The sequence below is a fragment of the Candidatus Jidaibacter acanthamoeba genome, assembly GCF_000815465.1.
Taxonomy (GTDB): domain Bacteria; phylum Pseudomonadota; class Alphaproteobacteria; order Rickettsiales; family Midichloriaceae; genus Jidaibacter; species Jidaibacter acanthamoebae.
Genome location: NZ_JSWE01000124.1, coordinates 41,216 through 63,561, shown reverse-complemented (window position 1 = coordinate 63,561; position 22,346 = coordinate 41,216). Strand labels below are relative to the sequence as shown.

General features: G+C 33.7%; 24 protein-coding genes. 16 read left to right on the top strand and 8 right to left on the bottom strand.

Annotated features, from left to right (window positions below):
• Window positions 1-24 precede the first annotated feature (24 nt).
• The 4 genes from NF27_RS05855 to NF27_RS05840 all read right to left on the bottom strand — a co-directional run bounded on the left by NF27_RS05855 (window position 25) and on the right by NF27_RS05840 (window position 3,184).
• Window positions 25-486, bottom strand: a complete 462-nt coding sequence (locus tag NF27_RS05855) for an NUDIX domain-containing protein (RefSeq protein WP_053332626.1) — start codon at window positions 484-486, stop codon at window positions 25-27.
• A 205-nt stretch (window positions 487-691) separates the two neighbouring features.
• The gene (locus tag NF27_RS05850) at window positions 692-946 is read right to left on the bottom strand and encodes a hypothetical protein (protein WP_039456969.1); all 255 of its coding nucleotides are present in this window, start codon (window positions 944-946) and stop codon (window positions 692-694) included.
• A gap of 56 nt (window positions 947-1,002) precedes the next feature.
• The gene (locus NF27_RS05845) at window positions 1,003-1,431 is read right to left on the bottom strand and encodes a DUF2267 domain-containing protein (RefSeq protein WP_039456966.1); all 429 of its coding nucleotides are present in this window, start codon (window positions 1,429-1,431) and stop codon (window positions 1,003-1,005) included.
• A 292-nt stretch (window positions 1,432-1,723) separates the two neighbouring features.
• Window positions 1,724-3,184, bottom strand: a complete 1,461-nt coding sequence (locus NF27_RS05840; RefSeq protein WP_039456963.1) for a hypothetical protein — start codon at window positions 3,182-3,184, stop codon at window positions 1,724-1,726.
• A gap of 229 nt (window positions 3,185-3,413) precedes the next feature.
• Here NF27_RS05840 and NF27_RS05835 point away from each other — a divergent pair, with 229 nt between their 5' ends.
• From NF27_RS05835 to NF27_RS05810, 6 genes are all read left to right on the top strand, one after another.
• Complete coding sequence (locus NF27_RS05835; RefSeq protein WP_039456960.1) at window positions 3,414-3,695, top strand: hypothetical protein; 282 nt, start codon at window positions 3,414-3,416, stop codon at window positions 3,693-3,695.
• Between the two features lie 184 nt (window positions 3,696-3,879).
• Window positions 3,880-4,125, top strand: a complete 246-nt coding sequence (locus NF27_RS05830) for a hypothetical protein (RefSeq protein ID WP_039456958.1) — start codon at window positions 3,880-3,882, stop codon at window positions 4,123-4,125.
• 24 nt (window positions 4,126-4,149) lie between these two features.
• Window positions 4,150-4,761, top strand: coding sequence for an alpha/beta hydrolase family protein (locus NF27_RS05825; protein ID WP_053332625.1), 612 nt, complete (start codon window positions 4,150-4,152; stop codon window positions 4,759-4,761).
• A gap of 144 nt (window positions 4,762-4,905) precedes the next feature.
• Window positions 4,906-5,121 (top strand): hypothetical protein, encoded by a 216-nt coding sequence (locus tag NF27_RS05820; RefSeq protein ID WP_039456952.1) that lies wholly within the window; start codon window positions 4,906-4,908, stop codon window positions 5,119-5,121.
• A 38-nt stretch (window positions 5,122-5,159) separates the two neighbouring features.
• Window positions 5,160-5,498, top strand: a complete 339-nt coding sequence (locus NF27_RS05815) for a hypothetical protein (RefSeq protein ID WP_039456950.1) — start codon at window positions 5,160-5,162, stop codon at window positions 5,496-5,498.
• Between the two features lie 5 nt (window positions 5,499-5,503).
• On the top strand, window positions 5,504-7,513 hold the full coding sequence (locus tag NF27_RS05810) for a thioredoxin domain-containing protein (protein ID WP_039456948.1): 2,010 nt from the start codon (window positions 5,504-5,506) through the stop codon (window positions 7,511-7,513).
• Between the two features lie 78 nt (window positions 7,514-7,591).
• On the opposite strand, the gene NF27_RS05805 is transcribed toward NF27_RS05810, so the two are convergent.
• A complete protein-coding gene (locus NF27_RS05805; RefSeq protein WP_152606855.1) occupies window positions 7,592-8,773 on the bottom strand; it encodes a hypothetical protein in 1,182 nt (393 codons plus the stop codon).
• Window positions 8,774-9,166: 393 nt separating this feature from the next.
• Between NF27_RS05805 and NF27_RS13020 the strand changes: the two genes are divergently transcribed.
• From NF27_RS13020 to NF27_RS05775, 6 genes are all read left to right on the top strand, one after another.
• On the top strand, window positions 9,167-9,394 hold the full coding sequence (locus NF27_RS13020; RefSeq protein ID WP_239647824.1) for a DnaJ domain-containing protein: 228 nt from the start codon (window positions 9,167-9,169) through the stop codon (window positions 9,392-9,394).
• Window positions 9,387-9,983, top strand: a complete 597-nt coding sequence (locus NF27_RS05795; RefSeq protein ID WP_039456942.1) for a BON domain-containing protein — start codon at window positions 9,387-9,389, stop codon at window positions 9,981-9,983. Before NF27_RS13020 ends, NF27_RS05795 begins: the two co-directional genes overlap by 8 nt.
• A gap of 6 nt (window positions 9,984-9,989) precedes the next feature.
• Window positions 9,990-10,592: a tRNA (adenosine(37)-N6)-threonylcarbamoyltransferase complex dimerization subunit type 1 TsaB gene (tsaB, locus tag NF27_RS11225; RefSeq protein ID WP_053332624.1), complete on the top strand. Its 603-nt coding sequence runs from the start codon at window positions 9,990-9,992 to the stop codon at window positions 10,590-10,592.
• An 83-nt stretch (window positions 10,593-10,675) separates the two neighbouring features.
• On the top strand, window positions 10,676-12,046 hold the full coding sequence (rimK, locus tag NF27_RS05785) for a 30S ribosomal protein S6--L-glutamate ligase (RefSeq protein WP_039456940.1): 1,371 nt from the start codon (window positions 10,676-10,678) through the stop codon (window positions 12,044-12,046).
• Window positions 12,047-12,279: 233 nt separating this feature from the next.
• A complete protein-coding gene (locus tag NF27_RS05780; protein ID WP_039456937.1) occupies window positions 12,280-12,768 on the top strand; it encodes a sodium:solute symporter family transporter in 489 nt (162 codons plus the stop codon).
• Window positions 12,768-14,996, top strand: a complete 2,229-nt coding sequence (locus NF27_RS05775) for a sensor histidine kinase (RefSeq protein ID WP_320408645.1) — start codon at window positions 12,768-12,770, stop codon at window positions 14,994-14,996. The genes NF27_RS05780 and NF27_RS05775 overlap by 1 nt, the downstream gene beginning before the upstream one ends.
• Before the next feature lie 162 nt (window positions 14,997-15,158).
• On the opposite strand, the gene NF27_RS05770 is transcribed toward NF27_RS05775, so the two are convergent.
• Genes NF27_RS05770 through NF27_RS05760 form a run of 3 tightly spaced genes read right to left on the bottom strand, consistent with a single transcriptional unit; the run spans window position 15,159 to window position 17,273 of the window.
• Complete coding sequence (locus NF27_RS05770; protein ID WP_053332623.1) at window positions 15,159-15,986, bottom strand: BPL-N domain-containing protein; 828 nt, start codon at window positions 15,984-15,986, stop codon at window positions 15,159-15,161.
• A complete protein-coding gene (locus tag NF27_RS05765; protein ID WP_039456932.1) occupies window positions 15,976-16,833 on the bottom strand; it encodes a Rossmann-fold NAD(P)-binding domain-containing protein in 858 nt (285 codons plus the stop codon). The genes NF27_RS05770 and NF27_RS05765 overlap by 11 nt, the downstream gene beginning before the upstream one ends.
• Before the next feature lie 20 nt (window positions 16,834-16,853).
• Window positions 16,854-17,273: a GNAT family N-acetyltransferase gene (locus NF27_RS05760; protein WP_039456930.1), complete on the bottom strand. Its 420-nt coding sequence runs from the start codon at window positions 17,271-17,273 to the stop codon at window positions 16,854-16,856.
• A gap of 147 nt (window positions 17,274-17,420) precedes the next feature.
• Between NF27_RS05760 and dxs the strand changes: the two genes are divergently transcribed.
• From dxs to nusA, 4 genes are all read left to right on the top strand, one after another.
• The gene (dxs, locus tag NF27_RS05755; protein WP_039456928.1) at window positions 17,421-19,343 is read left to right on the top strand and encodes a 1-deoxy-D-xylulose-5-phosphate synthase; all 1,923 of its coding nucleotides are present in this window, start codon (window positions 17,421-17,423) and stop codon (window positions 19,341-19,343) included.
• Window positions 19,333-20,151 carry a 3'(2'),5'-bisphosphate nucleotidase CysQ gene (gene cysQ, locus NF27_RS05750; protein ID WP_053332622.1) on the top strand — a complete coding sequence of 273 codons (819 nt, stop codon included), beginning with the start codon at window positions 19,333-19,335 and terminating at the stop codon, window positions 20,149-20,151. The genes dxs and cysQ overlap by 11 nt, the downstream gene beginning before the upstream one ends.
• 104 nt (window positions 20,152-20,255) lie before the next feature.
• On the top strand, window positions 20,256-20,759 hold the full coding sequence (locus NF27_RS05745; protein ID WP_039456926.1) for a ribosome maturation factor RimP: 504 nt from the start codon (window positions 20,256-20,258) through the stop codon (window positions 20,757-20,759).
• 18 nt (window positions 20,760-20,777) lie between these two features.
• Window positions 20,778-22,343, top strand: a complete 1,566-nt coding sequence (gene nusA / locus NF27_RS05740; RefSeq protein WP_039456925.1) for a transcription termination factor NusA — start codon at window positions 20,778-20,780, stop codon at window positions 22,341-22,343.
• The last annotated feature ends 3 nt before the right edge of the window (window positions 22,344-22,346 follow it).

Sequence of the window (22,346 nt, the reverse complement as noted above, 5' to 3'; positions counted from 1 at the left end):
AATTTTAACATTATAGCAATATTATTAACAACCGACGAAAGAGTTTTTAAAATTTAATTTAAGCCATATAGGGATAAGCTTAATTAAAGGATTGGGAAGAAGGTTAATTTTATTTAAATTATCCATATTGACCCAAGTTAATTTAACTTTTGCTTCTTGTTGAATAATAGGAGAAATATCCAGGATATTTCTCGAGTGCGCTAAAAAGAGAAAATAAAATTCATGTGAATGGCAAACAGTAATATCAATAGTAGGGTTAAAAATATGCTCCAGACAACCTAAAAACCTCCCCACTCCAAATTCATACCCTACTTCTTCACGTAATTCCCTTATTAATGCCGAAACGGCAGTTTCTCTATGTTCTATATGACCACCCGGAAGATAAAATGTATTTCCGTCCCAATATTCAGGATGAGAAACCAGTAATATATGATTATCTTGAACTATGATTCCTCTCGCAAGGTTATGGATTTCATTTTTAATCATATTTACAGAAAGTTAATATATTTGAATTTATATTATCGGCTAGCTGAAAAGTTGTAATAATGAACATAGTAAATAAACTTGTTAAATACGGATATGTTCTTAAGAAGCAAGGTAAGATGAAATTATAAAACGCGCCTTTAAAACTTTTACGACGCGAATTAATTAAATGAGATATTTTTATTATGAAGGTTAAGTTAGGTAACGATTAATCTCCCCCGTCGCCAAGGCTATAATATGGTGATCTGCTATTATCATTAGTTGTCGCAAAACCGTTGTCTAATTCTCCGGGAAAGTTATCATTGATCGGCTCATTAATTTGTATAGAACCGCCGTCAATATTATTTAAATGTTCAGACATTTCATCTTCGCTATGACTATCATTTTTTACGGCTTCGAATTCACCATTTGTTAAATCTTTGTTTAAATCTTGTTTATATCCCTTATCAGTTGTTGTAATCATAGTTTCCTCAATATTAGTTTTTTAATTCTTATAATAATTTGCTCTTACCATGCGTCTCAAGGAAACAAGACCTTGATACTGTCAGGGAGCACTTTTTTTAACTTTTCAACCTCAAAAGGATCAATTTTATAATATAATGTTTTGAAAATGGCTTTTACTCCTTCTTCAATGTCGATATTTTTATGTGTTTCCGGTAACCCGTGTAATACAGCTGCCAAAAATTCTCCGTGCTTTCTATCTTTGACAGGAGTATGATCAGGGTTCCAGGCTTCAAATAACAATCCTCTGACTAAGACGGGAAGCTGAGCGGCGAAATGTGCTAAATCATTTATAAGTAAATTATCTCTTAGTCTATGGAGTGTGGATTTGAGTAATGATAATGCTCTTCCTTCATTACCTTCATCCCAGCCCATGTGTTCTTCAATCTCATAGAGCCATGAATAAGTTTTATGCATTGTTTTATCGATTAAAGAAATGTGTGCCATTTAGACCTCCCTTATTTAAAAAAAATTAAAAAGGTTGAAATATTTTTTGCAAAATACAACTAAATGCTAAAAAGCTACATGCTGAAATAGCTAATATTTAAGCTAATTAAAAAAACTTTAAAAAGCAAACATAAAATAAGGTTTAATGTAAAATTCTTAATATGTTGTTAATATGATAGAGAGTTACTTTTTTTATTTGTTTATAAGCATGCTTAAGGTACTTAAGAATATTAATAAAAAAATGAGCCCAGAATTTTAACTTAAGGCTCCATTTTGTAATTGGAATAATTATTCAAAATAATAAAGGTAAGTCCTTATTCCATGGCTCAAATAGCATAACTATTTCAAACAAATTTTTTCCCCCTATAAGTAATTCATTATTAGTTTTATCATAAGAAACTCTAATTTTCATTTTGCTATTGTCTTTTTCTTCGGCTATGCCTATTAAAGTATCTATAACTATGGCTTTCCTCGAATCTATGTCAATATCCTTAACTTGCATAGCTTCCAATATTTTATTTCCGTAATTAATATAATCATTAAAAAGTTGATTATAATTATTTATATATAAAAACATCTCCACCGGTTTATCGGTTGCTTCGGCTATTATCCCTTCTACATAAGCTGCATACTGCTCTGTCTCAAAACCAAGTTTATTTATTTTAACCGTAGGGGCAAGATCGGTAGAATTCAATAAGAAACTAAACTCTGTATTTAAATCAAAATTAATATATTTAAATTCATGCATCTTAGGAATTATATTGTGAATATCCTTAATATTTATTGATTTTATATATGGATTTATATCATATATTTTCTTGTTATATTCTAAAGATGCATCAAACCATTTAGGAGTATAGTTAGAAGTTAAGTGATAGTTAGTAGTGATATTTATTACTTTGTTTTTTTCAGCATTAATGTTTACAGTAGAAGTTTGTTGACTATTTGCTATATCTTTTATATTCGTATTGCTTATAATATCAAAGCCATATTTATATTTACCTATATTGTCATCATGAAGAATATTAGTTTTAAAGTTGAGTTTATACTTTAAATTATCATATAAATTACTGGTTAAGATAAATTTAACCATTTGAGAAAAATCTTTTATATTAGGATCATTTTCAACAGAAAAAAATTCATCTTCATATTTTATGCCATTATAAGTAAGCTCGGTATCCGCTTTAATTACAGGAAGCTTTATTTTTTCAAAATCAGTTTTAAAAGAAAACCCGTGGTTTTTCAGTAGTAGTTTGTTTTCATTATTAAAAACCGCAACCTCATCGGCTTTAAAAGCTACTAGTTTAAGCGCTTCAAACTCTTTGCTTGCCGGTAATTCAAATTGTTCAAAGTAATCTACCTTATAATTTTTAATCGGTTTATTTTTAAACCCGATAGTAAACTCGGCATTTTTAAAGTCGATTAAATTATTGGATATTTCTTCATTTTTGATATGAATAATCTCTACTAGCTTAGGCAGTAATAATGTATATTTTTGCCCGAATAAATCGGCTTTAACAGTCGCTATATCATTACTTTTCAAGCTAAGATTTTTATTAATTTCAATGCTTGGCTTATGTACTTTAGATCCGATGGAAATAGGCGTACCGGTAATTGAAATCGATTCATATGTAATATCATTCTTTTTTAATTCACTTTCTAAATGGTGCTTAAAATTATTTGCGCACACTCCCCAAAAGACTGTATAAATTAATGTGATGCTTGCAATTATAACTATATATTTTCTTTTCATATAACTTCATTTTGTGATTAAAGGTTATACATAAATAATATCTAATTTTGAATATAAGCGCAATATTTATTACCATGCATGGTAAATATAGCTTATATTTTGTAATTTTGTATCAAATATTTGTTAATATGCAAAAAGTAAAAATGGGTAATAATTTCACTTATCTAATCTGATTATAAGAGTTTATGTTTATATTAAGTATTCCAAATAATTAATTGAAAGGTTTGTTATGAGCACCAATAACGGTAATCAAAAAATCAAAACCCAACATAATAATGATAAAAAAAATAACATAAAACCAAGAAAAGTTTTCTATCAGGAATTTGCGAAAAATAAAGAGATGGACATTTATAAAGATATGCAGCTTTCCTCACAACTTCTAGATACTAATGAAGATGACCAAATACCTGCGGGAGGCCAAGAAGACCCGCTAAACGGTATTGATACTACGGCACCTTTCCCTGCGGGTGCAGGAGGAGAAGTCGGTGGTAAGAAAAGAAGTCAGGATTAAATATAGTGCAGTTATATAATTTAAATAGCTAAGTATAAGCAGCCAGACTCAAAACCTAAATTTGGAAATATATTATGACGGGTATATATGCATCATTACAAGAAGATCACACTGAAATCAGAGACTTCTTAGCACAGTTAGAGAAAAGTTCTTCAGATTTGAAAACATTGGCATAAGCTGCAAAATGAAATGTTATTGCATAATCAGGCTGAAGAAAAAGTATTTTATTATATATATAAATAGTGCCATAAACAAAGATGACCGAAACACAATATTTTCTTTATTAAGAAGAAGTATTATTGAACATATTGAGAAAGAAGAAAAGGAGATGTTTATACTAGCTAAGAATCATATTTCTCAAGCCGAAGCGCAAGAAATGCACAAAAGATTTCAGCAGGAAAAAGATACTATGAAAGATGAAGCAAAATAAAATTACTTTATTAGAGGAATCTTAATGAGTAGCTATCAATCCTTATCGGTCAGCACCGAAAGAGGTAATGTTGAAATGCAATATTACAAGGCTGATAATGCAACTTGCAGTATTATTCTTGTCGGCGGCATAGGAGGTGGGTTTGATAGTCCGTGCAGTGGCGGGCTTTATCCAAGGCTATGTAGCATCCTTAATTCTAAAGCTATCTCGGCACTACGAATAAAGTTCTGTGATACTCACTCTTTAGATAGCTCAGTCAAAGATGTGGAAGCAGGTATATCTTTTCTTAAACAAGAAAAAATTAGTAATATTGCATTAGTTGGTCACTCATTCGGTGGCGCGGTAATCATAAGAGCAGCAGCAAATTCGCCCCATGTAAAAGTCATAATTACTCTTGCAACACAAAGCTACGGCGCAGATGTTATTTCTAATATTAAATCCGGCGTTGCATCGCTTTTTATTCATGGAACCTTAGATACCATATTACCTGAAAATTGTTCAATTTATGCTTATACTTTAGCTCATGAGCCAAAAAAACTAAGACTATTTAAAAATACGGGACATGAATTATCTGAGGCAGAGAAAGATATTGAGGGAGAAATTTTAAACTACATAGATCAATACCTTATCGTATAATTTAAAAATTGTCAGATATTTAATAAAGTTAAAATAATATTAATTTCACGTTAGATTAAAACATAAATTAAAGGTAATTTTAGTGCTTACAATAAAAAATGAAATATTTTCTTAATAGAGAAAATTATAATGGAGAGGAATATAATGAGCAAAAGCTCTCTTTGGGATTTTAATTCTAATGTTAATACTCAATTTAACACTTTTGATACTGATATAATTGTCGGTACGCTTATTATCGGAGTCGGCATTACGGGTATTACCTCTGCTAAGCTGGATAATCAAGCTAGGTTTAATCCTTTGAAATATCTCAACTTATTAGCAGTATGGGATGGGATATATACGAGAACACACCTTGTTTAGAAGTAACAAATATAATATCTTAAAAGAGGTGAAAAAAAATGCTTATATCAACAATATTTATTTTACTTACCGCAACAATTTTAGGTTTAGTAATTACCGCATATATCTATAAAGATAAAGAAACCCCCAAAGCTTATGTTTTACTTCACGGGCTACTCTCAATAATAGGAATTGCGGTTTTAGGAATATATACTTATCAACACTTTAGTTATTTAATTGTTATCGCGATATTGGTAATTACCTCAATAGGAGGAATGATCGTTACCTATAAAGACTTTTTAGGGTTAAACAGATCAAAAATTTTAATTATTACCCATATTATCTTAGGAGCAATAGCAATAGCTTTGCTGGTTTATTTTTATTTATTTGAGGACTGAATTATATGAATGAATCCGAAAACCGCAACCGTTTAGCGCAAGAAACCAGTCCTTATCTTTTAGAACATAAACATAACTATGTCAATTGGTGGCCTTGGTGTGATGAAGCCTTAGATCTAGCTAAACAACAAAATAAACCTATACTTTTATCGGTCGGCTATTCCGCCTGTCATTGGTGCCATGTAATGGCAAGAGAAAGTTTTGAGGATAAGGAAACCGCCCGACTGATGAACAATTGGTTTATTAACATTAAGGTTGATAGAGAAGAACGCCCTGATATCGATCATACTTATATGCAAGCAGTAAATTTAATGGGGCAGCACGGCGGATGGCCACTTACTATGTTTTTATTTCCCAATGGGCAACCTTTCTATGGAGGTACATATTTCCCCAAAGAGCGGCGTTATGGCCTACCCGGTTTTAAAGATGTGCTAAACCATATCCGTCAAGCTTGGGAAGAAAATAACAGAGGTCTTTCCGATATAGCAACAACCGTAACTAACGCTCTAAATGCAGATATCTCAAGAAAGCCTGGTCTTGCACAGGCAGCGAATATTTCACTCAAAGATATTGATATGTCGGCAGAGAAATTAATGGGAATATCAGATCTGGAATACGGCGGTATAAAAAAAGCGCCTAAGTTCCCTCAGACATTAATGTGGCAATATTTATGGCGCGTCGGGATGAGAAAAAATCGGGATGATATGAAGCAAGTTGTTAAAAATACGGCATTTCATCTATGCGAAGGCGGTATTTATGATCACCTCGGCGGCGGATGGGCTAGATACAGCACAGATAGCAAGTGGTTTGCCCCTCATTTTGAGAAGATGTTATACGATAATGCACTTATTATTAGCTTATTAATTGAAGTATGGCAGGAATCGAAAAATAAATTATATGAAGCACGCATAGAAGAAACAGTTAAATGGCTCAAAAGAGAAATGCTATCCGTTCCTGATAGCCAAGGCAATCGAGCATTTATTTCAAGCCAAAACGCTGAAAGTGAAGGAGTGGAAGGTAAGTTTTATGTATGGAAAGCAAAAGAAATTGATGAAATATTAGGTGAGGATAGTGCCATATTTAAAAAAGCATATGGTATTAAGGAGGATGGAAATTGGGAAGAAGGCACAAATATTTTATATAGGAATCATCAAAATCATGATATTTCCATCCCAACTGAATTACTTATTTCCTGCAAGACAAAGCTTTTTAAAACAAGAGAAAAGAGGATAAGACCTTCCAGCGATGATAAAGTGCTGGCTGATTGGAATGGTTTAATGATTTATTCCTTAACAAAAGCAGCCCTGGTTTTTGATAAAAAGGAATGGCTTGCGCTTGCGGTTTCCGCTTTTGCATTTATTAAAGATAATATGCAAAGTAGTGATATGATGCTTGGTCATAGCTACTGTAAAGGGAAGTTAATGAATATCGCTTTCCTTGCGGACTATACCAATCTTTGCCTTGCTGCTTTAGAGCTGTATAGTGCAACCGGAGATAGAGCATATCTTGATCAATCGGTAACATGGGTTAAAACTATAAAAGAATTATTTTATGACGAAGAAAGCAAAGCTTATTTTGATACTACTGCTCAGAAAGACCTAATCAGCCGAACAAAAATAATTGAAGATAGTGTTACTCCTTCAGGAAACGGCATATTAACTATTGTCTTAGCAAAATTATACTACCTATTAGGGGAAGGTAAATTTCATGACGAAGCAAGAGATTTAATTAGTGCCTTATATAGCACTGATATAGAAGCATTTTCCATAAGCTCATTATTATCAGGAGCAGCACTACTTGAGCATGCAATCCATATTAAAATAACAGGTGATGCAGGTTCAGCTTATCCACTCGTATTAGAAGCAGCACGAATCCCAAATGCTAATATTATTATAGAACAAATAAGGAATATTGAAAGCAATGAAGTTTCTCCACTTGCATATATCTGTACGAAAGGCAAATGCCTACCTCCGGTTAAAACGCCATTGCAGCTTGTTAATGCTGTGAAAGGATAGTATTATACCATTTGATCTGACTAACAACGTCATTTTTATACCCGTTATATAGAGGGGTTTAAAAGCTTTAGTTTAAAACTAGGGCGATCTCCCATTGTCTTGAATGCTATTTACAATACTTTTTACCCAATGTTTAACATTAGAAATTAATTGAGTTAGATACTTAACAATCGGAGATACTAAAGATTTACTATTTTCAGGACATAAGTCTTCAAACTTAGAGTAGGCTGTATGTAAGCTTTTTTCTTTTATTGCTTGCTCTGTAGCATTTTCAAGCATTCCCTGTTCTTTAACATCCATATTAATTGTTGTCTTAATCGGGACTTGTGAAAGAAATATACCTACTTCTTCTCCTTTGCCGAATTCAGCAGCAATTTTGTGTAGAGGATCTTTTATGTCTACTTTTGTTTTAGAGCCTACTTCCTCTAATGTATTAGTAAGGTTTTCTTCATGTTTATTTTGCTGCTTCCCTCTAACTTCTGAAGCATTGCTATTAAAATCTAATTTCGGGTCATCAAGTTTAGTAAAAAGTTTATTTCCGAACGCCTTATAAAATGCTTCTTTTTCAGAAGCATTTTTTGGTTTAAACATCGAATCATTCAAACTGGCTAAACTTTTATTATCAGCATGATGTGTTGCAATACTTGCAATATTAGATGCTACGGATAGCCCGCAACAATTTGCCAGCTGTTGTTCCTGTGATTTATCTATAACTTGCGTATTACCTAACTCAATTCCCGATTCATATTGCTTCTCGGTAATATAGCTCAGAAGAGAATCAGCAAATTTCTTACCTGTCTGTGAAAAAGGGTGGTCAGCATATTCTGGTAATGATTGCGGCATTGAGTTTACATATACTACCGAAAGTTTATTAGGATTATCTACCTCAGGTACTATTGCAACTAAAACAAAATGCTTTCCGTTATCAATAGAGATAAAAGAAGGCATACCTTTTTTAGCCTCATTGATAGCATTATTTATTGTATTGCCGAAAAATACCTCAAGCGTCTCCATGGACAAATCCGGCTCTTTGCCTCTTTCATCATAAACTAAGGAAATTCCGTCAACATAATATTTTTTTACCGTATCATTCAGAGTTATATCGTTCTGTTCTTGAATTTTTAATAATGCAGCGGCATGAATTTGCTCATGTGAAAGAAGGTAGCTCGGATTATATTCATCATCTTTACGATATTCTATGCCTTCATATTCTCTTGGGGAAACTTTTGCTTCATGAAAAATTTGTTCTATGCTTTTCATCATTATACTCGAATCTTATTCATCTGAATTAAAGAATATAGTAACTTAGTTAACAGAACGTTAAGATTAAGGTGGGGCTTTCTTAGTTAAGGACTATATATAAAATTGAATATTAGATTCTCTGTTGATTTAGCTATCAACTTAGGTAACACTGCTAAAAATATAATATGGTTAACTTCTTTGATTTTTTATATTGCATTAATAATCTTGTTAATATGTTTAGCTTTTATCTTTCTAAATAGAAAAAACAATAGGGTTAGAAAAACCAATAAATTATTTAGCCTCGGAAGCCTGATTGCCGTTCTCTTTATTATTTTAAGAGCGAGTCAATTGAAATTAATGTATTTTGCAAATTTTTTGTTAGCTATTCTGCCTTTTATAAAGAATTTTAGAGTGCAATCTGAAAAAAATAATGCTAGTAGTGATAGACAAGAGGTAAGCAAAAATGAAGCATGCGAAATTTTAGGAGTAAATAAAAATGCTTCCGAAGAAGAAATAAAAGCAGCTTACAAAAAGCTTATACTTAAGAACCACCCTGACCACGGAGGTTCAAAGTACATAGCCCAAAAGTTAAATAAAGCAAAAGATATATTATTAAAAGGAGATAGTCGCAATGAATAAATTTAGTATAATGGTATCACTTGGAATTATAGTCTTAAGCTCTACCAGCTGTGCACCGGTAGCAGTCGTAGCTACAGGTGAAGTCGGAGCCTCTATTGCTGAAGAGAGAACTCTTGGACATATAATTGATGATGCAACCATCATGGCAAAAATAAAGAATGAGTTTGCTCAAAAAGATGTAGCAAACCTTTTATCTAAAATCAGCGTAACCGTTAAAGAGGGCAGAGTCCTTTTAACCGGAAGCGTTGCTAAGAATCAACATGCCATAAGAGCCGTAAAAATAGCTTGGTCTACGGAAGGCGTGCATGAAGTAATTAATGAACTGGAAGTCGGTGACAAAGATATAAAAACACGAGCAAATGACTCTTGGATCGCTACCAAAGTAAGAACAAAGCTTCTTTTCCAAAAAGGCGTAAGTTCAATTAACTACACCGTTGATGTAAATAACGGGGTAGTATATTTAATCGGTATTGCTAAAACTAAACAAGAATTAGATTTAGCTGTTAGATTAGCAAGCCAAGTTAAAGGCGTAAAAGAAGTTGTAAGCCATATGACTTTAAAAAGTGACCCTAGAAGACATAAGAACTAAGTCTATATGTTAATATTAGCTATAGAAACTTGTTTAGGAGAGTGCTCGGTCGCTCTCCTAAAGGGGTATAGTGTTATATCTTATATCTTAGAAAGCAGGGCTCATAAACAATCGGAAAAGTTAATTTTAATGATTGAGCAGGCGCTTGAGGAAAATAATACTACTTACGAGGAGCTTGATTACCTTGCAGTTTCTAATGGCCCGGGGAGCTTTACTGGTATAAGAATAGGGGTTGCAACCGCCAATGCAATCGCTTTTGCAGCCGGTAAAAAAGTAATCGGTATAAATTGCTTAGAGATAATTGCTTTCGGCAAGAATGAAAAAATTTGTTCGGTTTTGGACGCGGGAAGAAACCAAGTGTATGCACAAAAATTTATTAACCGAATTCCGCATAGCACTATTGAACTTATTGAGTATAGCCAAGTAAATGAATTTGCTGACGGTTTTAAAATAATAGGTAATAAATTTGTCGAGGAGATAAATATTCCAAATGCTAAGAATGTTGGTATGGTAGCATTAAAGTATTTGCAAAATTCTAATACTAAGTTATTAAATGAAGTTGATCCTCTTTACATTAGGTCACCTGATGCTAAAATAAAAACAATTTAAATAATATATTAAAAATATATTTACTTAATAAATTTTTTATATATATCAGAAATAACTTATTAGATTTTAATTTTAGTGAATAAATGACCGAAAAGTTTATAATTGGAAGTGAGGAATGGTGTTCTTTACCGGAGCTTGGATTACCCGCAGTAAAGATTAGAGTAGACTCCGGAGCCAAAACTTCTGCTTTACATGCTTTTAATATTCATTGTTATGATGAGGGAGGCAAAGCTTATGCGAAGTTTGATGTTCACCCGATTCAAAATAACCGTAAAATTATTCATAGATGCATAGCTCCCGTTGTCGATAGAAGAGTAGTCAGAAGTTCTAACGGTGAAGTGGAAAAGCGAGTAGTAGTAGTTACGCCTATTAAGCTTGGTGATCAAGTTTGGGATATTGAAATCACTTTGACCAATCGGGATTCTATGGGTTATCGTATGCTGCTCGGTAGAGAAGCTATGCAAAATAAAGTTTTAGTTGATCCTGATGCTGTGTTCATAGTTTCCGATATTTCCGGTAAAGAAGCAAGGAATCTGTATAAACTTCATGTGTCTAAAAAAGCTTCTTTAAATATAGTTCTTCTTGCAAGCGACCCTGATCTTTATTCTAATCGAAGGATTATGGAAGCAGGTGAGCTAAGAGGACATAATATGAAGTTTATAAATGTTCGCCACTGTTATATGAATATAAGCGCCAATGAGCCGACTGTATGCTATCGAGGCGGTGAGATATTAAAAAGTATTGATGCGGTAATACCGAGGCTTAGACCATCTACCACTTTTTACGGTTGTGCGGTAACCCGCCAGTTTCAAGCATCCGGAGCATTCTCATTAAATGAAGCGGTTGCAATAACTCGCTCCAGAGACAAGCTAAGAAGTTTACAAATGCTTGCCGATAAAGGTATTAATATGCCTATAACCGGGTTTGCAAACTCACCTGAAGATACTAAGCATCTGATAAAGACGGTAGGAGGAGCTCCGTTGATCGTAAAATTATTAGAGGGAACCCAAGGGGTGGGAGTTGTTCTTGCTGAAACTAATAAAGCCGCTGAAAGTGTCATCAATGCTTTTAAGAGTTTAAAAGTAAATATTTTGGTTCAGGAATATATCAAGGAAGCAAAAGGAAAAGATATCAGATGCTTTGTTATTGACGGTAAGGTAGTCGGTGCAATGCAAAGGGTAGCAGCCGATGATGAATTTAGAGCAAATTTACATTTAGGCGGAGTAGCTGCTCCCGTAAAGCTTACTCCCGAGGAAAAGAAAATGGCAATCTCTGCTGCAAAAATATTAGGTCTTAAAGTAGCGGGAGTAGATATAATCAGATCTGATACCGGGCCAAAAGTTCTGGAAGTTAATTCTTCTCCCGGCTTAGAAGGTATTGAAAGCGTTAGCGGTGAAGATATTGCCGGCAGCATGATTGAAAGTATTGAAAGACATGTTCTAGGTAAAGAATAAGCTTGCCTTATATACAATAATTCACCTTGTATTTATTATATTAAGTTTCAAAGCCTTATTCTTTTATTTAGGAAATATTAAATATAATTAAATTATAAGAATGTTGCATAATTTTTAACATATGTTTATGTATTTGTAAAATTTTGGTAAGGGTTATTGAGATATAGGTAATTATCCGATTAATTTATATCTACAACATGATCAATTAATTAAATTATTCAGAGTACACGGCAATGGGAAGTATTATTAAATTTTTTGATCCGGATAAAGCTATAGTATTAGCTTTTTTAGCAATCACCTTAATAGTAGGGATTATTGCCGGCAGAGATATTAAGAATATAAAAGATTATGCAATAGCTAATAAGTCATATAGTACTCCCGTCCTTGCACTTACTCTGCTTGCAACCATGATTGGGGGAGGAACTACAACCGGTGACACTGCCCAATTCTTTCAAGACGGATTGGTATATCTTATCCCAAGCCTTGCTATTCCGATTGCGATATTTCTAGCTGCTAAGTATATAGCGCCTAAATTTGATAATCGTTTTGATGGTATGATTTCTGTTTCGGATATAATTAAATATTTTTACGGAGTAAAAGCAGAGGTGTTTTCAGGTATTGTCGGATATGCCGTTTGCTTAGGAGTGATTGGAATGCAGTTCACTGCTTTAGGCTCTTTAATAGCTTCTTTTTTAAGCATTAACTATTCAACTGCAATTTAATAGCTTGCAGTTTAATAGTCTGTTACTCTACGTTCGGAGGGATAAAGTCAGTTACTATGACTGATGTGCTGCAGTTTGCCATACTAATAGTCGTTATCCCGTTAGTTGCAAGCGTTGCTATAACTGAAGTAGGAGGATTAGCTAAAGTTTTTTCTAACCCGAATCTAACCTATCATTTTCATATTCTTTCTCACCAGAAATTTGATGAGTATATTGCATTATTTCTTTTTATGGTTATCCCGCTTGTAATTTTTCAGCCGCATTTAATTCAAAGATATTTAATGGCGCAAAACCATAATCAACTAAGTAGGATAACATATATATACTCTTTCCTTTCTTTTGCTTTAATATTTATAGTAGTATGTATGGCTTTTTCTGCGCTTAAATTATTTCCGAATATTGAACCGAAAGCTGTAATTCCAACCATTATAGATAATTTATTGCCTCCGTTTATGAAAGGAGTTGCAATTTCAGGAATGATTGCAGTTATTATGTCGACTGCAGATTCTTCCCTTAACTCAGCAGGCATACTGATAGCCCATAATGTTTTCCCTGAAAAATGTTTTAATACGGAAATCGGAAAATTAAATTTAATGAAGGTGTCAACTTTAATTACCGGTGCGCTAGGGATATTTATATCTTTACAAAATTATAATATTGTAAGTTTACTTGTAATTACCAGTTTATTGCTGGTATCCTCAATAGGAATCCCTTTGCTTTTCGGCTTACTTAAATTTAAAGTAAGTAAAGAATCATTTTGGGTATGTAACTTAGTTTCTATAATATCATTCCTTGCCGCAGAGGAGATTGGTATTCCAAATTTTTCAATCCCGATTATTATTGCTCTTTTGGGATTTATCAGTTTTATTTCAACCCATATTATACAAAACCGTTGTATTGCTTTTGTCGACCCTAAAACCCCTAAAAAAAAGAAAAATATTAAATTTAATATCATTCCGTTGATTAAAATAATTAGTAAATACTTACCCACTCCGAAAAATATATATCAATACTCTAATGATAAAGTTAAAAGATATGGTGCTAACTACTTAATGTTCGGGATATTTTGTTGTATTAACTATGTGGTACCTTACTTTATGTGGACGTATCAGGAACCTACGCATTATCTTGTTATGCTTGGATTAAGGCTGTTTGCAGGAATGCTGTGCGTCGGTTTATTAATGAAAGATTATTGGCCTGAAAAGTTAAAACATTATTTTCCCTTATATTGGTATTTTACACTTATGTATTGTTTGCCGTTTGTTACAACCGTAATGCTAATTATATTAGAAGCTCACTATGAGTGGTTAATTAATTTAACATTATCAATAATGCTGCTTACAATGCTTGTAGATTGGTTAAGTTTTATTTTGATCTCATTAGCTGGTATGCTTTTCGGATTTTTATTTTATGAATTGATTATTGGCGATGCTATTCTTCCGGCTGATTTTGAAACTATATATTTATCTATATATGTTTACCTGTTTGCAAGCTTAATCGGTATTTTGTTTGCACGTCCAAAGGAACTTAATTCCGAAGAAAGACTTGAGGCTATGCAATTATTCGGAGGGGCAATTGCTCATGAGGTCAAAACTCCGCTTGCAACAATCAATATGGGAGCTCAATATATCTCACTTCTAGCACAAAAAGTAATTGATAAAAAAAAGGCTATGTCAAGCATAGCTGAAAAAGATAATACTTTAAAAGCTTTGCAGGAAACTTGTATATTACTGAAGAAAGCAAGTATAGAGGGAATAAGCACAGTAGATAGATTGTTAACTTCCTTAAAAGCTATGATAATTGCCCAAGATAAAGATGAATATTCAATAAAAGAATGCTTAGAAGAAACTATAAAGGATTTTATGGTTTCAACTGAATCTTTAGGAAAAGTGAATATAAATATTGAAAATGATATTATATTTCATGGATCAAAGCATTATATAAAGCATGTATTATATAATTTATTCAGCAATGCATTAAAGCATGGCGGCAGTAATGTAGAAATAGATATTTGGTCTGAAGATCAAAAGCTATATTTTAAAGATTATGGAAAAGGGATTAGTGGGGAAGACCTCCCGCACATTTTTGAAAGGTTTTATACTAAGAGTAGTAAAGGTACCGGTATAGGTTTATCCTTTTGCAAAATGGTAATGGAAGAAATGGGGGGAACTTTAGAATGTAGATCAGAACTGGGCAAATATACAGAGTTTATACTCAAGTTTGAATAACCATCAATTTAAATTGATATTTTTTATAATATTATATATATCAGTATGTAATATATATAAGCACTTGAGATATTGTATTATCCATAATCTTTAAATTTTAAGTTTTCGTATCATCAATAAAATAGGTTGTTGCCTGAATACTTATAAGGTAATAATAGAATCTTAATTATAATTTATACCAAGTTTTTTAAGTATTTCTATTGTTAGAAGGTTGCGTGAGATGTTATGACGCTCTAATGCCGGCAAAATATCTTTTAAATATGGATCATTTGCATCGAATAAGGAGGGTTTATACTCAAAGTGTACACCTGATAATATAACGTTACCTTTCTCATAAGCAATATGTATTATTGAAGGTAAATTATTTTCATAATACCCGATGACTGTAATATTGGGATATTTGTTTGCATCTGCAAAATACCCGCCCCCATTGTAATAAGTAACTGTTTCTTTAACATTATCTAAGGTAATATGTAGTTTAGAAGCTCGGGAGCCGCTGTTATTTTTGTAGTTATACTTAGCTAAAATAGATCCTATTGATTTGCCCGGGAAAAATGCAAGTTCTCGATCTCCTAATACTTCCAATTCACCTCCTTGATCAAATTCTACATAGGCTGAAGCATAATAAGCACCGGCACAAATACCTAAATATGAACCTCCGTTGCTAACATAATTTTTTATATTTTTATTACCTTTACCGTTTAATTTTTTAACATAAGGTAGGTCAGCTCCACCCGGCATTACAAATAATGCAGCCTTGTTAGTCCACTTATATTCTATTACTTCATTTGCATTAATTTTATTTACAATATAGCTTGAGGGTAAAATAGTTTTTAAGGTAGAGATGGTATGTAATAATGATTCGTCGCTAACACCTTCATCATGATATACATAAACAGTATTTTTCTCTTGAGCGCCGAATGCTAAAGATACAAACGGAGAAATAGTTATTACAATTACTATTAAAATATAATAAAATTTAGCTTTCATGAATCTCTTTAAATATAGCTTGCAACCCTTCTTTATAGCTTGGGTATCTTAAATTAACACCTAAACCCTGTTTAACTTTATTATTGCTGACACGCTTACTTTCCAGATAAAATGATTGTGCCATTTCCGATAACTCAGCTTCCTTAAAAGCAATCGGTTTCGGAGGAGTCAAGTTTAAAAGCTTATAAGCATGTTCAGTAACTTCATTCTGCGCACACGGGTAATCATCGGATAAGTTATAAACTTCATTTTTAGCTAAAAAATTTATCGCTTTTACAACTATTTGAGCTATATCATTTACATGAATTCTGGAAAAAAATTGATTAGGTTTAATAATAACTTGAGCTCTACCTGATAAAATCTTTTCAAACTCGCTTCTATTAACTCCGTAAATTGCAGAAAGCCTAAATATATTAACAGCTGCTAATTCGGTAAGACTTTGCCATTGTGATTCAGCTTTAAGCCTTAAAATTGATCGGAAGTTCTCAGTTTTTGTTAAACTCTGTTCATTTACCCATTTACCCTGATAATCCCCGTAAACTCCGGTTGTTGAAAAGTAGCCTATCCATTTCAGGTTAGGTAACTTTTTAATTTGATGTAAAAATCGGTTGTAAATTATATCACCATCTTCTTTAGGCGGTATGGAAAGAAGTATATGAGTAACTGATTTGGGTATAATGATAAGATCATCAAAATCAATTATTTCAATTATCGGCTTATCGGGAACGTTGGCCGGATTGCGTTTTGTGCCCGAATATTTCCAACTTTCAGGTTCTAATGAATTTAGCTCTCTTATAACTTCAAGAGCAGTGTAACCAAGCCCGAAACAAAACAAGTGATTTTTCATACGTTATTCCCCCTAAAAATTCATAACTCTTTTCTCATAAAGTGGCAATCATAGCCCTCTATCAACCGCTTTACCGTACCGATGCATTCATAACCTATTTTTTCATAAAATGGTTTTGCCTGGAACTCAAACGTTTCAAGCAGAATATATCGCGAACCTTTTGATTTTGCAAACTTATCCAGTTCGTTAAAAAGTTTTGTCCCGAGCTTTTGACTTCGATATTCTTCATCAACCCACGCCCACGCAACCTTTGCATACCTTCCCAAATTTCCCGAGATACCTCCGATCACTTTCCCTTCTTTATTTTGAGTATATATAACAAAGCTATCTCCCCCCACCACTCCGTTAAAATAGGCAGAACTATAAGATCTAACTCCTTGCTTAAGTATTTCTGTAATTTCAGAATTTTCAGAGTCTTGCACAATTAATTTATATTCCATAAATCTTCCCTCTGAATTAACTGATAATGCCTACTTTATATATACCCTATATAAAACAAGCAAAAAAATATTCCATCTATTTGTTTATTTCTTTGATAAAATTAATCTTTTTCATTATACTTAGGGGCAAAAATATGAAGCTCCGGCATGGTCAAACAACATCCATATAAAATCTTAGATAGTGTTAACTACCCTTCCGATTTAAAAAACTTAAATATTGAAGAATTAAAACAGCTCTCTGAAGAGTTAAGAGAAGAAATTATATCTACCATATCTAAAACAGGCGGACACTTGGGCGCCGGTTTAGGAGTCGCCGAACTTACGGTTGCATTGCATTATGTTTTTAATACTCCGAAAGATTTGCTGGTCTGGGATATCGGGCATCAGGCATACCCACATAAAGTATTAACCGGCAGGAAAGATAAGTTACATACCATAAGACAACCCGGGGGTATTTCAGGATTTTTAAAACGCTCCGAAAGTGAATATGACGTATTCGGGGCTGGGCATAGCTCCACCTCTATCTCGGCTGCTTTAGGCCTTGCTATTGCAAGAGATATAAATGGAAGCGACCATGATGTGATTGCGGTAATCGGAGATGGTTCAATTAGTGCAGGAATGGCTTATGAAGCGATGAATAATGCCGGGCACCTAAAGAAAAAAATGGTTGTGATATTAAATGACAATAAAATGTCGATTGCACCGGCAGTCGGCGCAATGAGCCAATATTTATGCAGGCTCATGTCATCGAAGCCTTATTTAAGTGTAAGAAGTCTAGCGAAAAATTTTTTAAATCATATGCCTTCCCCTATAGAAAATTTTGCTAAGAAAGCTAAAAAATATGCTAAGGATTTTACGACAGGCGGAAACTTCTTTGAAGAAATGGGATTTCACTATGTAGGCCCGGTTGACGGGCATGACCTTGACCAACTGGTTCCTATTTTGGAGAATATAAAAGAAGCGGAAGGGATTTCAAGCCCGATACTTCTTCATGTTATAACTAAAAAAGGAAAGGGATTCGGTTCACCTGAAGAGTGTTTGGAAGGATTCCATGCGGTATCCAAGTTTGATTTAGATACTAAAATTCAAATCAAGTCAAAAAGTATTAGACCTACCTATACTAAAGTGTTTGCCGAAAGTTTAACTAAAATTGCCGTACATGATGAAAGTGTTGTCGGTATCACAGCAGCAATGCCTTCAGGTACAGGGCTAAATATATTTGCAGAACGGTTCCCGGATAGAATGTTTGATGTCGGGATTGCCGAGCAACATGCGGTAACTTTTGCAGCAGGCTTAGCACTTGATAAGGTTAAGCCATTTGTTGCTATTTATTCAACATTTTTGCAAAGAGCATTTGATCAAGTAGTACATGATGTTGCTATTCAATCAATACCGGTAAGATTTGCAATTGATCGAGCAGGCTTAGTCGGATCAGACGGCTCTACGCATGCAGGTTCGTTTGATATAGCATATCTGGCAATGTTACCGAACTTTGTAGTTATAGCACCAAGCGATGAGCTTGAATTAATGCGCGCCGTACAAACTTGCTATATGATTAATGACAGACCGTCAGCTTTCAGATTTCCCAGGGGTGAAGCTGCGTGTGCTGAGATACCTGCCGAGATTGAGCCGTTTACCATCGGTAAGGGTAGGGTGGTAAGAGAAGGCAAGAGAGTAGCCGTCCTTTCGCTTGGTACCAGGCTTGAGGAAGCCCTAAAAGCTGCTCACGAAATTGAAAAACAATTTAATATTAAAATTACGGTAGCTGATGCAAGATTTGCTAAACCTATTGATAAGCAGTTAATCTTAAATCTTGCCGAAAAACATGAGGTGCTGATTACACTGGAAGAAGGATCGATCGGCGGATTCGGTTCCCATGTAATGCAATTTTTATCTCAAGAGGGGCTACTTGATTCCAATAATTTAAAATTTAGAGCAATGTTCTTACCTGATCGATTTATCGATCATAATAATGTGGATGTTATGTATGAAGAAGCGGGGCTAAATGCTTCTAAACTTATTAAAGAAATAACCAAACTATTGGATATGAAACTTAAAAATGTTGCTTAAACAAAATCAAATAGAAAAGCTTATTATTTTAGTTAAAGAAGCCGGAGAGCAAGCCAGAAAGTATTATGATTTTTCTGACATCCGTGTGCAGTATAAGTCCGATAAATCTCCTGTAACAATTGCTGATCGGGAATTAAGCGATTTAATCACTGCTCAACTTAAACAAATGTTTCCTCATATACCGATTATTTCCGAAGAAGCGGATCTGGAACATAATATGGATATATTAAAAGAAAACGATACTTACTGGCTAATTGACCCTATTGACGGCACAAAATCTTTTATTAGAAAAAAGGGCGACTTTACAATCAATATCGCTTTAATTAAAAATAAAACCTCTGAATTTGGTATTATTTACCAACCCTTAAAACAAGCCCTATATTATACAGGTGCTGATAAAAAAGCTTATAAGGAATATAATGGCATTACTACTCAAATAAAAGTTAACCGAAATATAAAAAACGATAAAGCTCTAAATATTGTAATCCCTACAAGAAACTTAGGCGAAGATGCTTTAAATTTTATTGCCTCTCTGAATGTTACATCGTCAGATCAGGTTTCAAGCTCTTTTAAGTTTTGTTTAGTCGCAGAAGGAATATATGATATGTATTCAAATTTCTCACGCATAAACACTTGGGACATAGCCGCCGGGCATGCTATTTTGACTTGCGCCGGAGGTTTAATTTTCGATAGAAAGGGTAATATACTAACCTACAATAAAAATTCTTTAAGATGCCCGAATTTCGTGGCTTTTAGCTCTCATATCGGAGAAGCCTATATTAGGCGAAAATTAGCAGAGTTATTATAATTTCATTGATAATAACAATTCTTGACAATCAGTCTAATTTAGTGTTTATATACCACAAAAGGTGGGGGTTTCCCGCCTTTTGTTTTAATTAATTTTTAAAAGACATGGCAATTTACCAAACACAGGCGGAAAATAAGATTTTTGAGATTATTAATGAATCAGTTAGGGCTTTAGGCTTTGATATAGTCAGAATTAAAAATCTCCAAGCAGGGAAAAGCAAGACCTTGCAAATCATGATTGATAGAATGGATAATGAGAATATTGCTATTGAAGATTGTGAACAAGTTAGCAGACATATATCCGCACTGCTTGATGTTGAGGATATAATCGATGAAAGATATACCCTAGAAGTTAGCTCTCCCGGTTTAAATAGACCGTTAACTCGTTTAAAGGATTTTGAAAATAATATAGGTAATATAATCAAGTTAACTATATTCGAGGCAGTAGACGGAAGAAGAAGGTTCGTCGGTAAAATCAATGAAGTCAACGAAGAAAATATTGTAATTTTGCCGAAAGATGCAAATGAAATAATAAATTTAAATTTTAATAATATTGAAGAAGCTTTCTTGCAATATTTTGATTCTAATATAAACTCTAACACGAAATAAACGAGGTTTTAAGCTAAGATGAGCGAGAGAAGTTTTGGAAGTACTGAAATCTTACAAATCGCAGATGCTGTTGCAAGAGAAAAATCCATACATAGAGATTTAATTCTTGAGGCATTAGAAGAAGCTGTGAGAATTGCAGCAAGAAGAAAGTATGGTCATGAACATTCCGTTCGTGCTGAAATTGATCGTAAAACCGGGGAGATTAGGCTTTATAGAGAAATGTTGGTCGTTGACAACGTTGAAGACGAATTAGGTGAAGAAGTTGATGAATATATTAGAAGTTTAAACAAAATTGCGCTCTCTGATGCAAAAAATAAAAGTGAAGATGCCGAAGTCGGCGATATAATTTCAGAGCCGCTTCCTCCTATTGACCTGGGAAGAGTTGCTGCTCAATCCGCCAAGCAGGTAATTACCAATAAAGTTAGAGAAATTGAGAAGAATAAACAATATGACGAGTTTAAGAACAGAGTCGGCGAGATTATAAGCGGAGTAATTGAAAAAGTAGAATACGGAAATATTCTAATTAAAATCGGTTCAGCAGAAGCTTTAATTAAAAAAGAAAATCTGCTTAAAAATGATAAAGTGAAGCAAGGTGATAGAATTAGGGCATTAGTGCTTGAAGTTAATAAAGATAGCAAAGGACCTCAAATTGTTCTTACAAGAACTCACAACGATTTCCTTTCTAAATTATTTACTCAAGAAGTTCCTGAAATTTATGATAGAATTATTGAGATTAAAGCAGTGGCGAGAGACCCGGGCTTAAGATCTAAGATAGCAGTGTATTCCTCGGATTCTTCAATAGATGCCGTCGGTTCATGCGTAGGCGTTAGAGGTTCAAGAGTTCAAGCGGTAATATCCGAGCTGGGCGGCGAGAAGATTGATATTATTCCCTGGAGTTCGGATTATGCAACACTAGTTGTTAATGCGCTTGCTCCGGCCGGAGTCACTAAAGTTATTATTGATGAGGATAAGAAAAGAATTGAGGCTGTCGTTCCTGATGAGCAATTAAGTATTGCAATCGGTAAGCGGGGGCAGAATGTGAGGCTTGCTTCCCAGATAGTGGGCTGGAACTTGGATGTAATTACCGAAGATTTGGAATCTAAGAGAAGAACTGAAGAATTTAATGCAATTACTGCTAAATTTATGGCTGCTCTTGATTTGGAAGAAATTTTAGCGCAACTTCTTGCTTCAGAAGGATTTTCCTCAATTCAAGACATTGCTGATGCGGAAATTAAAGATTTAGCTAATATTGAGGGGCTTGATGAAGGTATTGCCGAAGAGTTGATTTCCAGAGCCGGGCAATATGCTTTAGTTCATGAGGATGCTTCGCAATTAATTACTCCGCAGGCGGAAGAGCTAAGCAAAGTTGATCCTGAAATTCTAAAGCTGGAAGGTATAACTAATGATTTTGCTATAAAATTATATAAGAGCAATATCAAAGAATTAAATGATTTAGCGGATTTATCTCATGATGAGTTGGTAGAGCTATGTCCGAAAAGCGGGCTTAGCAACAAAGAAATTGATAATATAATTATGGCTGCAAGAAAGGTTGCGTATTTCGAACCTGAGGCAGCTCAAAAATAAATT

Excerpts from the sequence above, each read along its gene's own strand:
- NF27_RS05855 (WP_053332626.1), bottom strand. The coding sequence starts at position 486 with ATGATTAAAAATGAAATCCATAACCTTGCGAGAGGAATCATAGTTCAA.
- NF27_RS05850 (WP_039456969.1), bottom strand. The coding sequence starts at position 946 with ATGATTACAACAACTGATAAGGGATATAAACAAGATTTAAACAAAGAT.
- NF27_RS05845 (WP_039456966.1), bottom strand. The coding sequence starts at position 1,431 with ATGGCACACATTTCTTTAATCGATAAAACAATGCATAAAACTTATTCA.
- NF27_RS05840 (WP_039456963.1), bottom strand. The coding sequence starts at position 3,184 with ATGAAAAGAAAATATATAGTTATAATTGCAAGCATCACATTAATTTAT.
- NF27_RS05835 (WP_039456960.1), top strand. The coding sequence starts at position 3,414 with ATGAGCACCAATAACGGTAATCAAAAAATCAAAACCCAACATAATAAT.
- NF27_RS05830 (WP_039456958.1), top strand. The coding sequence starts at position 3,880 with ATGAAATGTTATTGCATAATCAGGCTGAAGAAAAAGTATTTTATTATA.
- NF27_RS05825 (WP_053332625.1), top strand. The coding sequence starts at position 4,150 with ATGAGTAGCTATCAATCCTTATCGGTCAGCACCGAAAGAGGTAATGTT.
- NF27_RS05820 (WP_039456952.1), top strand. The coding sequence starts at position 4,906 with ATGAGCAAAAGCTCTCTTTGGGATTTTAATTCTAATGTTAATACTCAA.
- NF27_RS05815 (WP_039456950.1), top strand. The coding sequence starts at position 5,160 with ATGCTTATATCAACAATATTTATTTTACTTACCGCAACAATTTTAGGT.
- NF27_RS05810 (WP_039456948.1), top strand. The coding sequence starts at position 5,504 with ATGAATGAATCCGAAAACCGCAACCGTTTAGCGCAAGAAACCAGTCCT.
- NF27_RS05805 (WP_152606855.1), bottom strand. The coding sequence starts at position 8,773 with ATGAAAAGCATAGAACAAATTTTTCATGAAGCAAAAGTTTCCCCAAGA.
- NF27_RS05795 (WP_039456942.1), top strand. The coding sequence starts at position 9,387 with ATGAATAAATTTAGTATAATGGTATCACTTGGAATTATAGTCTTAAGC.
- tsaB (WP_053332624.1), top strand. The coding sequence starts at position 9,990 with ATGTTAATATTAGCTATAGAAACTTGTTTAGGAGAGTGCTCGGTCGCT.
- rimK (WP_039456940.1), top strand. The coding sequence starts at position 10,676 with ATGACCGAAAAGTTTATAATTGGAAGTGAGGAATGGTGTTCTTTACCG.
- NF27_RS05780 (WP_039456937.1), top strand. The coding sequence starts at position 12,280 with ATGGGAAGTATTATTAAATTTTTTGATCCGGATAAAGCTATAGTATTA.
- NF27_RS05770 (WP_053332623.1), bottom strand. The coding sequence starts at position 15,986 with ATGAAAGCTAAATTTTATTATATTTTAATAGTAATTGTAATAACTATT.
- NF27_RS05765 (WP_039456932.1), bottom strand. The coding sequence starts at position 16,833 with ATGAAAAATCACTTGTTTTGTTTCGGGCTTGGTTACACTGCTCTTGAA.
- NF27_RS05760 (WP_039456930.1), bottom strand. The coding sequence starts at position 17,273 with ATGGAATATAAATTAATTGTGCAAGACTCTGAAAATTCTGAAATTACA.
- dxs (WP_039456928.1), top strand. The coding sequence starts at position 17,421 with ATGGTCAAACAACATCCATATAAAATCTTAGATAGTGTTAACTACCCT.
- cysQ (WP_053332622.1), top strand. The coding sequence starts at position 19,333 with ATGTTGCTTAAACAAAATCAAATAGAAAAGCTTATTATTTTAGTTAAA.
- NF27_RS05745 (WP_039456926.1), top strand. The coding sequence starts at position 20,256 with ATGGCAATTTACCAAACACAGGCGGAAAATAAGATTTTTGAGATTATT.
- nusA (WP_039456925.1), top strand. The coding sequence starts at position 20,778 with ATGAGCGAGAGAAGTTTTGGAAGTACTGAAATCTTACAAATCGCAGAT.